This is a genomic window from Klebsiella sp. BDA134-6 (assembly GCF_015601345.1).
Classification (GTDB): Bacteria; Pseudomonadota; Gammaproteobacteria; order Enterobacterales; family Enterobacteriaceae; genus Klebsiella; species Klebsiella grimontii.
In genome coordinates, this window is sequence record NZ_CP064784.1 from 5,755,742 (window position 1) to 5,769,211 (window position 13,470).

A 13,470-nucleotide genomic window follows, 5' to 3' on the forward strand; every position below is an offset into this window, starting at 1 on the left:
GCTGCGCATAATTTTTATTCAGATGAGTGGATTATGAAACGAGAACTGGCCATCGAATTTTCGCGCGTCACCGAAGCCGCCGCGCTGGCAGGCTACAAGTGGTTAGGCCGTGGTGATAAAAACACCGCCGACGGCGCCGCCGTCAACGCCATGCGTATTATGCTCAACCTGATCAACATCGACGGCACCATCGTGATTGGCGAAGGCGAAATCGACGAAGCGCCGATGCTGTACATCGGCGAGCGCGTCGGTACCGGCCACGGCGATGCGGTAGATATCGCTGTCGATCCCATCGAAGGCACCCGCATGACGGCGATGGGCCAGGCGAACGCGTTGGCGGTTATGGCGGTAGGCGATAAGGGCTGCTTCCTGAACGCGCCGGATATGTACATGGAAAAGCTGATCGTCGGCCCAGGGGCGAAAGGCACCATCGATATGAACCTGCCGCTGGCGGAGAACCTGCATAATATCACCCGCGCGCTGAATAAGCCGCTGAGCGAATTAACGGTCACCATCTTAGCCAAGCCGCGCCATGATAAGGTCATTGTTGAGCTGCAAAAGTTGGGCGTGCGCGTGTTTGCTATCCCCGACGGCGACGTTGCCGCCTCTATTCTGACCTGTATGCCGGACAGCGAAGTTGACGTTATGTACGGTATCGGCGGCGCGCCGGAGGGCGTCGTTTCCGCAGCGGTGATCCGCGCGCTGGACGGCGATATGAACGGCCGTCTGCTGGCGCGTCACCACGTGAAGGGCGACAGCGAAGAGAACCGCCACATCGGCGAAAACGAGCTGGAACGCTGCAAAGCAATGGGCATTGAAGCAGGCAAAGTGCTGCGCCTGGACGATATGGCGCGCAGCGACAACGTCGTTTTCTCAGCGACCGGCATCACCAAAGGCGATCTGCTGGACGGTATCACCCGTAAAGGCAATATGGCCACCACCGAAACTCTGCTGATCCGCGGCAAATCCCGCACAATTCGCCGTATTCAGTCGATTCATTATCTCGATCGCAAAGATCCGGATATCCAGCTGCACATCCTGTAAAACATTTGATCAATAGAGCTTTCCAGCCTTTTCGGGCTGGAAATCTGCTCTCGTCGCGGTGAAGATACGCTAACAGGATTGAGAGGAGAGACGCTATGGCCAACTGGGTTACAGGTAAAGTGGTAAAAGTACAAAACTGGACTGATGCACTGTTTAGCCTCACCGTTCACGCACCGGTTGCGCCGTTTACCGCAGGTCAGTTTGCCAAGCTAGGCCTGGACATTGACGGTGAACGCGTGCAGCGCGCCTATTCCTACGTCAACGCCCCCGGTAATCCCGATCTTGAGTTCTACCTGGTGACGGTTCCGGAGGGCAAGCTCAGCCCGCGGCTGGCGGCACTGAAGCCGGGCGACGAAGTGCAGATTGTCAGCGAAGCCGCTGGTTTCTTTGTCCTGGAAGAGGTACCCGATTGCGACACGCTATGGATGCTCGCCACCGGCACAGCCATTGGCCCGTACCTGTCGATTCTCGAAGAAGGGAAAGACCTGGATCGTTTTAAAAACCTGGTACTGGTGCACGCCGCGCGTTATGCCGCCGATCTCAGCTATCTGCCGCAGATGCAGGCGCTGGAAGCGCGCTATGCGGGCAAGCTGCGCATCCAGTCAGTCGTCAGCCGGGAAACCGCGCCGGGCATGCTCACGGGGCGCATCCCGTTCCTGATTGAGACCGGCGCGCTGGAAGAGGCCGTCGGCCTGCCGATGAACGCCGAGAGCAGCCACGTTATGCTGTGCGGTAACCCGCAGATGGTGCGCGACACCCAGCAGCTACTGAAAGAGACCCGGCAGATGAGCAAGCACCTGCGTCGCCGACCGGGTCATATGACAGCCGAACACTATTGGTAATCAGGATTCCGCTTTCCAGCGTACGTCCAGCGTCTCTTTACCAAACTTATTCGCGCCCTGGGTGCCGACAAACGCGCCCAGGTCGATCAGCATCATGACGATAATCAGCGTCGGTATAAACCGCCCGACGCCCCACTGCCAGACCCCAGGCAGCATTGACCAGTTGCCCGCCAGCAGCATCCACGCCAGAATCATTAGCAGCGCCCAGAGACCGGATTTACCCCGATCGTGCAGGCGTTTAATGGTCACCGCCGCCGTCGGCCACAGCAAGCACACCAGAATAAAAGCCGCCGTCTGTAAATTAAGAAGATTACTGCCAGCCAGCGTGAACAGCGCGCTCATGGTCATTATCCAGATAGCGATCCAGATCCAGAAGTCGCGACGTCCAATCCGCCCTTTAATTGAGAATAGCCACTGCTGTAGGGTCATATTTTATTCCTTATCATCATCACCGACGTAGTTTACCCTGAAGGCGTGACTTTTTGACAAGCGTGACGGTTCTCGTTTTAATCGTCAGCAGATAAAAAAAGGGAAGATGGGCATGAAGAAGTGGGCAACCTTATGTTTGATTGGGCTGGCGGCGTTATCCGTTGGCCAAAAGGCGTTGTCCGCCGAGTCAGACGCCGGTGCTACGGCACCCTATCTTCTCTCCGGCGCGCCGGTCTTTGATATTTCCATCAGCGAGTTTCGGGAAAAATTCAATCGCGATAACCCGAAGCTAACGCTCAATGAATTTCGCGCCGTCGCCGCCAGCAAAGACCAGGCGAACCTGACCCGCGCCGCCACCAAGATCAATGAGAACCTCTACGCGTCGACCGCGCTTGAACGTGGAACCCTCAAAATTAAATCGATGCAAATAACCTGGCTACCGATTCAGGGGCCGCAGCAGAAAGCGGCGAAAGCCAGGGCTCAGGAGTATATGAGCGCCGTGATGCGCGCTTTTGTGCCCACCCTGAGCCAGACGCAAAGCCAGCAAAAATTGCAAAAATTGCTGACCGCCGGAAAAGGTAAACGTTACTTCAGCGAAACCGAAGGCGCGGTACGCTATGTGGTGGCGGACAACGGCGAAAAGGGGCTGACCTTCGCTGTTGAACCGATTAAGCTGGCGCTATCTGAAACGCTGGAAAACAACAATAAATGACAAAAAGCAAAGCCTTTCCAGTGATGAATCTCTATACTGTTTCACAGACCATGCTGCCCTCGGGGGCGGCTATATTCCTTAATTCGCTTTGAAGCGTGGAGAATAAAAATGCGACATCCTTTAGTGATGGGTAACTGGAAACTGAACGGCAGCCGCCACATGGTAAACGAACTGGTCGCGAACCTGCGTACCGAACTGGCTGGCGTGACCGGCTGTGCAGTTGCAATTGCTCCGCCTGAAATGTACATCGACCTGGCGAAACAAGCCGCTGCCGGCAGCCACATTCACCTGGGCGCGCAGAACGTTGACCTGAACCTGTCCGGCGCATTCACCGGCGAAACCTCTGCTGAAATGCTGAAAGACATCGGCGCTCAGTACATCATCATCGGCCACTCCGAGCGTCGTACCTACCATAAAGAGTCCGACGAGCTCATCGCTAAAAAATTCGCGGTACTGAAAGAGCAGGGTCTGATCCCGGTTCTGTGCATCGGTGAAACCGAAGCGGAAAACGAAGCGGGCAAAACGGAAGAAGTGTGCGCCCGTCAAATCGACGCCGTTCTGAAAACTCAGGGCGCGGCGGCCTTCGAAGGCGTGGTTATCGCTTACGAACCCGTATGGGCGATCGGTACCGGCAAATCCGCTACCCCGGCTCAGGCTCAGGCAGTACACAAATTTATTCGCGACCACATCGCGAAAGCCGATGCGAAAGTGGCTGAACAAGTGATCATCCAGTACGGCGGTTCCGTTAACGCGGGCAACGCAGCAGAGCTGTTTACCCAGCCGGACATCGACGGCGCGCTGGTTGGCGGCGCATCCCTGAAAGCTGACGCTTTCGCGGTGATCGTTAAAGCAGCAGAAGCCGCGAAAAAAGCGTAATTCGCTTTAAAGGCTATCCCGGTCGCGCTTCGCAACCGGGGCTACTGACCAGAAATCTGCAATATTTGTAGCCCGGCTCAGCGCAGCGCAAGCCGGGTTTTTTACACCGCTACAGTTTCCCCAGCGCCTGATACCACAGATAGTCCAGCGGCAGCAGAATCAAATAGCTCACCGCCGCTAGCGCGATACACAGCAGCATTCCCGCCCGCGCAGGCACTTTCCCTAGCCCCATCGCCACGACAATCGGTGACGCCTGATACGGCAGCAGCGGCGTGGAGTACCCCAGCACCTGAATCATAATCACGCTCAGCAGCGGGAAGCCGGTGGCATCGGAGAAGCTCTGCGCGAAGGTGGTATACAGCGCCGGTACGCCGTTAGCGGTCATGATAAAGTTCAGCGCGCTGGTAATGCCGGTCAATGCGAGAAAGCTGGTAAACGGGCTCTCTTTATCCAGCGGCATAATCTGCAGCAGGGCATTCCCCACCACGCCGCCGATACCGGTTTGCGTCACGGTGATAGCCAGTCCCAAAATTCCGGCGACGTAAATACAGGTGCGGATATTCACGCCGCTGGAAAACTCCTCGCCGCTGATAAAACCGACCCGCGGCAGCAGCGTTATCACCGCCGCCGCCAGCCCCGTCCAGGCTGGCCCCACGCCGTGCCAGCTCTCCGTCACCCAGAGCGTCAGCACCACCACCAGCAGCCACGCCAGGCGCTTCTCATCGCGGCTCATCGGCGGCAGCGGCGTCATGTCGCGCGGCGGGTGCGGTTTTCCGGGAAATAGCCAGCATATCAAGGCGATCAGCACAGCCCCTTTGAGCCAGCCGAGTACCGGCGTATGCAGCAGTAAATAGGGAAGATAATTCAAATGGATACCATACGATCCCTCCGCCGCGCCGCTCATCACCAGATTCGGGACGTTAGCGGGCAGGATGGTGGCAGACAGCTGGAAGGTCCCGAACCCTACCGCCAGCGCCAGGCCAAACCACGGGCGCGTCCCCTCTTCAATACCGGCACACCTGGCCATTGCCGCCACAATCGGCATCAGCAGCGCGATACGTCCCATATTGGACGGCATCACAAACGCCAGCGCATAGCTGAGCAGCACCACGCTGCCGACCATCAGCGGCCAGGAGTCGGTTAGCCGCGACGAGAGCGACCGGGCCGCCCTGTCCGCCAGCCCGGTTTTGCGTATAGCGATCCCCAGCACAAAGCCGCTGAACACCAGCCAGAACGCCGATGAGGCAAAGCCGCCGAAAATCACCTCCGGCGGCGCGATTTTGGCGATCATCGCCGCGGCAAAAAACAGCAGCGCGGTCATAAACTCCGGCAGTAGCGAGGTCGCCCAGAGGAGAATAGTGATGCCGACGATGATAGAGGGAAGGAACAGAGGGTGGGAAAACCAGAGCGACATACCTGTCTCCTGTCGTTTTTTTCAGCAAGAATACGACGGACAACAAGACAGGTAAACGCCAGATATGGTGGGGTTATTACGGGATGGATACAGGCAGTTTAGTGATAATGGATCTCACCAAAGTATTCAGACAGCACGTAATAACGGCAATATTCAAAAGGACTATCGTGTCCGGCCTGAAACGTCTGTCTGGCGACGGATAGCAGCGGTTTATTCTCAGCAATCTGCAGTTTTTCACATAACTCGGGGGAAGGTAAAATCGCCTCAACTTTTTCAATCGCCGAGTCGCTTGTAACGTTTAATAACGAATAAAGCGACGTATGTTCCAGCGACCGCGGGGTCAATTCCAGGCCGGGAAAGAAGCTAAGATCGAGATATATTTTTTCATGGTTGAACGGGCGGTTATTCAGGCAACGAATACGCGAGATATAAAGATAATGATGATGGGCAGGAAGGCTCAAGCCATCTGCCTGAGCATCGCGCGCGCGGCGCGGAGCGATTTCCAGAATACGGTTCTCTATCTCGACGCTGGCATCCTGAAGATCGCTGGTAATTCCGCGAAAGGTATGGCCATAGCTCACGCCTTCCGGCACGGAACATACTACCGAGCCGCTTCCGCGCTGGGACGAAATAATGCCGGCATTGATTAATTCGCTCCAGGCCTGCTTAACCACAATCAACGAGACGTTGTAGGCTCTGGCGACCTCTTTTTGCGTCGGCAGCTGGCTGCCTAAAGGCAAAGACCCGTTTTGGATCTGCTGACAGATGATAAAAAATAGTTGCTTATAAAGCGGAGTAAAGCTCGTTTTATCAACCTGCAAACTGCGCACCTCACGTCTTCGCCAGCAGGGGACGTTTCACCGTCCCCGGCAGGGTGAATTCGCTACCCTGCGATTTGCCTGGCCAGTTCTGCCAAATCGAAATGATTCATACGATCCACGGTCGTTAAATAATCGGCGGGGAAAGCATCCGCACCATGAAATGCGCCGGAGATCGCCCCAACCATGGTGGCGACAGTATCAGTATCATTGCCGATATTAACGCCGGAGATAATAGCATCTACGGCAGAATTCGGACAACACGCGAACAGACCGAAGGCCGCAGGCACTGCTTCACTTACGTGCAGCCCGGAACCAATAATATCGGCGATTTCCACTACCGCGGTTTCCCAATGGCGATGACGTTTACCGATCTCCACCGCCAGCTCAATGCGCCGGGCAACGGAAGGGCCTGCAACCATCATCGCTCCTTGCTCCTGCGCCAGCAGATAGCCCTTTTGAGCGCCGTAAACACCGGCGGCAATAATGCTGTCTGCATTGGTCTGCGATCTTAACGCCTCGCTGGTTGCCGCGGCCATCGCCGCCGCGCCGGACATCGCCAGCACATTGTTGTGCGTAAAGCGGCAAATCTGCAGCGCACATTCAATTGCCGCGTCGATATTGCCGGGGTGCAGCACCGCCGCTGGCCAAATCTTCATCGCCGCGCCGTTCGTGGCTTCCGCGTTTCCTTTATTAATAATCTGTACCGACTGTTTTTCACCTTCCAGCTCGCCCTGCAAAGAGGCGCGGTTGTCATTGAAGATCGCTTTCATCGCCGCGCGCGTCGTCGGACCGGTAAAGTTGGCGTAGTAAGGATAATCCAGCCACTGCTGGAACGCCTCGCGCATCGCTTCGTCGCTGACCTGGCGCTGATGGCGCAGCAGCGCGTCCATAATGTACTTAGCCTGAATAAAATCATCGGTGCACATGCCCGCTTCATTGCAGCGGCCAAACGTATCCGCCGGCGGTTTTTGAAAGGTTGTCACCCAGCCGCCAAAATAGTCCTTAATTTGCTGCTGAGTCCGAACTTCCGTTGCCGCTCCCATCGCGTCCGCGGCGGCGGCGCCAACCAGGCATCCCAGTATTTTGTTTTGATCAACGTGCATGATGACTCCTTATTTCATGGTCATAGCTTGTGCCAGCGAATGGCTGGCCAGAAAAGTGTTTAGCTGGTCGGGAAACGGCAGGGCCGTCATCGCGCCTTTTGCCGTCACCGCCATCGCACCACAGGCGTTGGCATTACCGATAGCCTCCGCCAGCAGGGCATGAGACCAGCCGTTTGCACGGGAAAGCGTGAACAGCAGGCCGCCAACAAAGGCATCGCCTGCTCCGGTGGTATCGACGACGTCAACGCGCGGAGCAGGAAAAAGGAACTCCCCCTCGGCGGTAATGAGCAGCGCGCCATCGGCACCCAGAGAAATAATGGTGGTCTCACAGCCCAGATCGCGCAGGTAATAACGCGCATCCTGCCAGCGGCTGGCGCCGCTCAGCTGACAAAGCTCATCTACTGAGACTTTGCAGATAGAGGCAAGCGCGGCAGATCGGGCGATCAGATCAGGGATCTCCGTAGCATCGCGCCACATCTTGCTGCGTAAGTTGACGTCAAAAAGAACGTAGCCGCCGGCCTCACGCATACGTCTCGCCCCCTCAAGGCACGCCTCGCGGGCGGGGCTGTTGGTGAGGCCTATCGAACTAAAGTAAAACCATTCGTGTTTCCTGAACGGCGGCAGATCCTGCGGCGAAACGTAGGTGTCGGCTCCTGGATGCACCAGATAGGTAAAGCTGCGCTCGCCGTCAGCCGTCAGATTGACGATCAGCACCGCGCTGGTCAGGCTCGCGTCCAGCCTAAGAAATGAGACATCTACGCCATTGTCCTGGAATACCTGGCGCAGAAAACGCCCGGCATCATCGTCGCCAAGACAGCCGATAAAACCGCATTCTCCGCCCAGCCTGGCCACGCACACTCCCACGTTGGCCGATGCTCCACCGGGACATTTCAGGTAGCTATTTTGTTTTTCCGGCACCAGGTCAACGGAGGCGTCACCGATAACCCAAACTTTATTGATGGTGTCCATTTGCGCCTCCTTATGCCTTTTTCTGCGCGAGGGCGAGCTGAATATCACGGTAATATTCGTTATTAATCAGATATTTTTTCATAAGCAGCCCCACCGCAAGGTGGAACAGGGCAGGAATGAGCGTCATCATCAGCGCAATGCCGGTGAGAGAACGTGCGCTCTGTTCAACATCGGCCTGATAGCCGAAGTGGCTCAGCAGAAATCCAAGAATGCCTCCCGCAATGCCCATACCAAACTTCTGGAAGAAGAGGATGCCGCCAAACGCGAGTCCGGAAACGCGCAGCCCGGTTTTCTTTTCTCCGTAATCTACCGCTTCAGCGATAGAGGACCAGAACACCGGCATTTGCATATCGCAGAAGAAATTAATAAGAAAATAGAACGCAAACGCCAGGACAAGGTTTTCGCGCCCGACGGAGAAATACATCAGCGCGCTCAGGATAAAAGTAATAATCTGGGTGTAGCGGAACATCTTAATTTTATCCCAGAACTTGGTTATCCATGTGGTGGCGATCATCGCCAAAATAGAAGCGATGACGCCGGTGGTCAGGAAGGGTGAAATCAGGCTATCGCCACCGTTCAGATAATACTTAGCATAATAAGCCGCGACGGAACCACGAATAACATAGCCGCACATCAGCAGTAAAATAACAACGCCGAGAATAATCCACTGATCGTTACGTAACAGATACTTAAACTGCTTCCCCACCGAGAGCGAGGTAATTTCCGGCTCGCTGCGTTCACGCGTAGTGAGAAAACAGAAGATAAACAGCACGGCGCCCATCGCGCCCATCAGCCCCATTGAAAACTGATAGCCCAGCGCCTTGTTGCCCTGCCCCAGCCAGACGGCGAGCATCGGCACAACGATAGTTACCAGAAAAGCGGCAATCTTAGTCATCACAAAGCGATAGCCGTTTGCGCTTAAGCGTTCGACAGGGTCGCTGGTGATTACGCCAATCATCGAAATATAAGGAATGGTTATGGCGGTATAGACCAGAGTCATCAGAATATAGGTGCCGTAGGCCCATGCCAGCTTGGCCATATAGGCCATATCAGGCGTGATAAACATCAAATAAACGGCGAAGCCAAAAGGGATTGCAAACCACAACAGCCACGGGCGATAACGTCCCCAGCGCGTATTCAGCTTATCGGTAAGAACCCCCATGACGGGATCGATAATCGCATCGATCATCCGTACAACCACGAACAGTACGCCAACATCAGCGGCGCTCAGGCCATAGATATCGGTATAGAAATAGGCGAGCAGCAGCTGCATGGCGATAATCACAACGTTTATCGCCATGTCTCCTGCGCCGAAGCCGATCTTTTCCACAATAGAAAGTTTCATGTTGATATTCCTTTACGCTTAACAGCGCAAATAGGGTGAGCAATTAATGATGTCACTACATGAAATAAAAACGTTTTTATATATAAGCCGCCGCCAGAAATTTATGGAGGCGATGAAGAGAGTGTAACCATACTCAAAAAGATATAAAGGTATACCTTTATATCTTTTGATCGGTTTCACATATTTTTATGCACCCGATCCTACCCCGGCGTTAAACCGGGATAAGAATCAAGGAGATAATGAATGGCGGGAACGTAAAGAAAATTAACGGGATTCCAGAATGGCGCAGCTATGGTCCTGAATCTCTTCCGACGATGCGCGATTCAGCGTCAACAGGTTACGCTCGGTCGCCAGCAGCACCAGCGAACCATCGCTCTGCTTCGCCATCGCCAGCGCAAAACGGCCCATATGTTCACGTGCTTCCGGTACCTCTTCGGCCAGCATCAGGAACGGGCTGCGCTGCGCCAGCTCCGTTTCGGTGACCCGGCGCGCCAGATATTCGTGGCCCAGTAGTCCACCGGGCAGCGGCAACCAGCGACTGCTGATAGCGGGCGCTTCCTTGTCCAGCTGAGTACGGACATCGGGACGCAGGCAGGAGATATGGATATGGAAATGATTTTGCGTGCGTCCGCTGCGCGAGTTGATGGTCAAGGAGACCGCGTCATCCGATACAGCGGAACCACGATGCTGGCTCATGATTTCGCGCCCCTGCCAGGCCTGCCAGAAGAAGTTCGGCGTCAGGGGATTGAGCAGCAGCGGGCTTTCGGTGCCGTTAATACGGTAGGTCGGCATCAGCAGATACTGCAGCGGGCCATTGCGGTCTTTAAACAGCACATAGCCGCCCTTCAGGTTCACTTCCGCACAGGGTGCGGGATCCTGATTCTGCTGTTGGTTGGGGACGCACTGCTGCAGAACAATTTTGCGCAACGCGTCAGGGTTGCCGGAATGGAGCCAGTAGTAGCCGCCGGCCATCGCCGCCACAACCGCCACCAGCAGCGCTAATAAAAGGTATCGTACTCTTCGCATTCTATTTTCCTGTCTCAGCCAGAAACGGAAGAGTAACGCAGTTTGATGACTAAATGAAAACGGGAGGTGGTGCATTGAGTTTTGCCCGAGGCGGCGCTTAACGCGCCTGACCGGGCTACTCTGCCCCGGGTCGCGGCTTACCCTGGCTACAAGAGTTGTAGCCCCGCTACGCGCAGCGCGAGCGGGGATAAGGAGAGGCTATTTAACGCTGGTTAATCTGGTCGAAGGTGCCGCCGTTGGAGAAGTGCTCTTTCTGCGCTTTCGTCCAGCCGCCAAACACATCATCAATGGTGAACAGCTTCAGTTTCGGGAACTCATTCGCGTATTTTTTCGCAATTTCAGGATCGCGCGGGCGATAGAAGTTCTTCGCCGCAATCTCCTGGCCTTCCGGCGAGTAGAGATACTTCAGATACGCTTCCGCCACCTGGCGAGTGCCCTTCTTGTCGACCACTTTATCCACCACGGAAACCGTCGGCTCGGCGAGAATCGATTCGCTCGGGGTCACGATCTCAAATTTGTCTTTACCCAGTTCGTTGGTCGCCAGCAGGGCTTCGTTTTCCCAGGCAATCAGCACATCGCCGATCCCGCGCTCTACGAAGGTGTTAGTCGCGCCCCGGGCGCCGGAATCCAGCACTTCGACGTTCTTAAACAGCGCTTTTACGAACTCTTGCGCCTTCGCCTGGTCCCCATTGTTCTGGTGCAGGGCGTAGCCCCATGCCGCCAGATAGTTCCAGCGCGCGCCGCCGGAGCTTTTCGGGTTCGGGGTAATCACCGACACGCCCGGTTTAATCAGGTCGTTCCAGTCGTGAATCTGCTTCGGGTTGCCTTTACGTACGAGGAACACGATGGTGGAGGTATACGGCGCAGAGTTATCCGGCAGACGTTTCAGCCAGTTTTTGTCGATTCGGCCGCGTTCGGCAATCGCATCGACGTCATAGGCCAGCGCAAGGGTTACCACGTCGGCTTCAATGCCGTTGATCACCGAGGTCGCCTGTTTGCCGGAGCCGCCGTGGGATTGACGAATCACCACGTTGTCGCCGGTTTCTTGCTTCCAGTGGGCGCTAAAGGCTTTATTGTACTGTTCGTACAGCTCGCGCGTCGGATCGTAAGAAACGTTTAATAGTTGAATGTCTTTTGCCAGAACGCTGGCGGATGCCAGCAACAGAGTTAACCCTACGCCCCACTTATTCATCGCACCGCTCTCTTTATGTCGTGTTGTGATGGATTAAGCGTGCCAGAAAGCGGACTGATGATTAAAGAATAAAAAAAGATTGGCTATAACTTGCGAGTATATAGAACGGGGGAGAGTTTGCCCCCTCCCAAACGGGAGGGAGCGGGAAGCATCAGACTTCTTCCATGCGGCCCAGCAGCGCCTGCAGACGATCCTGCCAGCCCTGCTGCTGTTCTTTCAGCTGACCGTTTTCACGCTCAAGCTCTTCACGGCTGTGCTGTGCGCTCTGTACTTCCTGCGCCAGCGTGTTGTTCTTCTCTTTCAGCTCTTCGATTTCCATCTGTAACAGAGTGATGGTATCAATCGCCTGCTGAACTTTAGATTCTAATTTCTCAAACACTTCTAATGACATCGTCATACCTCTCCTGAACTTGCAAGGCGTTGATAGAAACCGTCCGTTTCGTATACGCGTTGACGCCTTAACGAAAATTAGCGCACTACAGTGGTGATGTAGTCGATTGTATGAAGCCCCGCCTCCCCTGTCCAGCGACAACCCGCGTAGATTGCGGTTTGCAACACTTTTCAGCCTTTACCTGGTCCGTTCGCCGCTTTTACCCGTTACTTTTTCGTAATTGTTAATCAAGACGTAAAAAAATGAGCGGTGAAACGCTCCCGCAAACGGCCGAATACGCGTTTATGGCGCGAAAACGCTCATTTTCTTGACGTGGTACACACATTTGAATTTCGATATTTCTCGTTTTTGTTCGTTAACGATAAATTAACACTATGCCTACATGGCAGCATGGTCGCCTGCGACCTTCACACTTACAATAATCATCACTACGCTTCAGGATTCGATTATGAGCCAAACATCAACACTAAAAGGCCAGTGCATCGCAGAGTTCCTCGGTACCGGGTTGTTGATCTTTTTCGGCGTTGGGTGCGTCGCTGCGCTTAAGGTCGCGGGAGCCAGCTTCGGTCAATGGGAAATCAGCATCATCTGGGGTCTGGGCGTCGCCATGGCGATTTACCTGACCGCAGGGGTTTCCGGTGCGCATCTTAACCCAGCGGTCACCATCGCGCTGTGGCTATTCGCCTGCTTTGACGGTCGTAAAGTTGTTCCTTTTATCATTGCGCAATTCGCTGGCGCCTTTTGCGCTGCGGCTTTAGTTTACGGGCTTTATTACAATCTTTTCTTCGATTTCGAACATACCCACAATATGGTGCGCGGTAGCGTCGAAAGTCTCGAGCTGGCTGGCATTTTCTCTACTTACCCGAACCCGCATATCAATTTTGTGCAGGCCTTCGCGGTAGAAATGGTGATTACCGCTATCCTGATGGGCGTCATTCTGGCGCTGACCGACGATGGCAACGGCGTGCCGCGTGGCCCGCTGGCGCCGCTGCTGATTGGTCTGCTGATCGCCGTCATTGGCGCATCCATGGGCCCGCTGACCGGCTTCGCCATGAACCCGGCGCGTGATATCGGACCGAAAGCCTTCGCCTGGCTGGCAGGCTGGGGCAACGTCGCCTTCACCGGCGGCAAAGATATTCCTTATTTCCTGGTGCCGCTGTGTGCGCCAATCGTCGGTGCTGCGCTGGGCGCATTCTGCTACCGCAAGCTGATTGGCCGCCACCTGCCTTGCGACACCTGCGTTGTTGAAGAGAAAGAAGCCGCATCTCCCTCTACGACGCAACACAAAGCTTCGCTGTAATCTGAC

Annotated in this window: 14 protein-coding genes; 5 read left to right on the top strand and 9 right to left on the bottom strand. The window is 55.2% G+C overall.

The annotated features are described in order from the left end of the window. Positions 1-33: 33 nt before the first annotated feature. Positions 34-1,044, top strand: coding sequence for a class II fructose-bisphosphatase (gene glpX, locus IYV58_RS26720; protein WP_195729344.1), 1,011 nt, complete (start codon positions 34-36; stop codon positions 1,042-1,044). A gap of 95 nt (positions 1,045-1,139) precedes the next feature. Continuing rightward, positions 1,140-1,886, top strand: coding sequence for a ferredoxin--NADP(+) reductase (fpr, locus tag IYV58_RS26725; RefSeq protein ID WP_004126692.1), 747 nt, complete (start codon positions 1,140-1,142; stop codon positions 1,884-1,886). On the opposite strand, the gene IYV58_RS26730 is transcribed toward fpr, so the two are convergent. Further along, positions 1,887-2,315 carry a DUF805 domain-containing protein gene (locus IYV58_RS26730; RefSeq protein WP_004126694.1) on the bottom strand — a complete coding sequence of 143 codons (429 nt, stop codon included), beginning with the start codon at positions 2,313-2,315 and terminating at the stop codon, positions 1,887-1,889. A 112-nt stretch (positions 2,316-2,427) separates the two neighbouring features. Here IYV58_RS26730 and IYV58_RS26735 point away from each other — a divergent pair, with 112 nt between their 5' ends. Then, complete coding sequence (locus tag IYV58_RS26735; protein ID WP_004126697.1) at positions 2,428-3,027, top strand: DUF1454 family protein; 600 nt, start codon at positions 2,428-2,430, stop codon at positions 3,025-3,027. A gap of 108 nt (positions 3,028-3,135) precedes the next feature. After that, the gene (gene tpiA, locus IYV58_RS26740; RefSeq protein WP_004126701.1) at positions 3,136-3,903 is read left to right on the top strand and encodes a triose-phosphate isomerase; all 768 of its coding nucleotides are present in this window, start codon (positions 3,136-3,138) and stop codon (positions 3,901-3,903) included. 109 nt (positions 3,904-4,012) lie between these two features. On the opposite strand, the gene IYV58_RS26745 is transcribed toward tpiA, so the two are convergent. The 8 genes from IYV58_RS26745 to zapB all read right to left on the bottom strand — a co-directional run bounded on the left by IYV58_RS26745 (position 4,013) and on the right by zapB (position 12,170). Further along, positions 4,013-5,317 (bottom strand): SLC13 family permease, encoded by a 1,305-nt coding sequence (locus tag IYV58_RS26745; protein ID WP_142469264.1) that lies wholly within the window; start codon positions 5,315-5,317, stop codon positions 4,013-4,015. Positions 5,318-5,415: 98 nt separating this feature from the next. Next, complete coding sequence (locus IYV58_RS26750) at positions 5,416-6,138, bottom strand: GntR family transcriptional regulator (protein ID WP_004126705.1); 723 nt, start codon at positions 6,136-6,138, stop codon at positions 5,416-5,418. Positions 6,139-6,200: 62 nt separating this feature from the next. Continuing rightward, positions 6,201-7,241: an ADP-ribosylglycohydrolase family protein gene (locus IYV58_RS26755; RefSeq protein WP_142445868.1), complete on the bottom strand. Its 1,041-nt coding sequence runs from the start codon at positions 7,239-7,241 to the stop codon at positions 6,201-6,203. A gap of 9 nt (positions 7,242-7,250) precedes the next feature. Continuing rightward, positions 7,251-8,210, bottom strand: a complete 960-nt coding sequence (locus IYV58_RS26760; RefSeq protein ID WP_195729345.1) for an aminoimidazole riboside kinase — start codon at positions 8,208-8,210, stop codon at positions 7,251-7,253. A gap of 10 nt (positions 8,211-8,220) precedes the next feature. Then, positions 8,221-9,555: an MFS transporter gene (locus tag IYV58_RS26765; RefSeq protein ID WP_195729346.1), complete on the bottom strand. Its 1,335-nt coding sequence runs from the start codon at positions 9,553-9,555 to the stop codon at positions 8,221-8,223. Positions 9,556-9,819: 264 nt separating this feature from the next. Next, the gene (locus IYV58_RS26770; protein WP_142474045.1) at positions 9,820-10,581 is read right to left on the bottom strand and encodes a CDP-diacylglycerol diphosphatase; all 762 of its coding nucleotides are present in this window, start codon (positions 10,579-10,581) and stop codon (positions 9,820-9,822) included. Between the two features lie 202 nt (positions 10,582-10,783). Next, on the bottom strand, positions 10,784-11,773 hold the full coding sequence (locus IYV58_RS26775; RefSeq protein ID WP_004126718.1) for a sulfate ABC transporter substrate-binding protein: 990 nt from the start codon (positions 11,771-11,773) through the stop codon (positions 10,784-10,786). A 151-nt stretch (positions 11,774-11,924) separates the two neighbouring features. Continuing rightward, positions 11,925-12,170: a septal ring assembly protein ZapB gene (zapB, locus tag IYV58_RS26780; RefSeq protein ID WP_009652751.1), complete on the bottom strand. Its 246-nt coding sequence runs from the start codon at positions 12,168-12,170 to the stop codon at positions 11,925-11,927. 442 nt (positions 12,171-12,612) lie between these two features. On the opposite strand from zapB, the gene IYV58_RS26785 reads away from it, so the two are divergent. Further along, on the top strand, positions 12,613-13,464 hold the full coding sequence (locus IYV58_RS26785; protein ID WP_004106970.1) for an MIP/aquaporin family protein: 852 nt from the start codon (positions 12,613-12,615) through the stop codon (positions 13,462-13,464). The last annotated feature ends 6 nt before the right edge of the window (positions 13,465-13,470 follow it).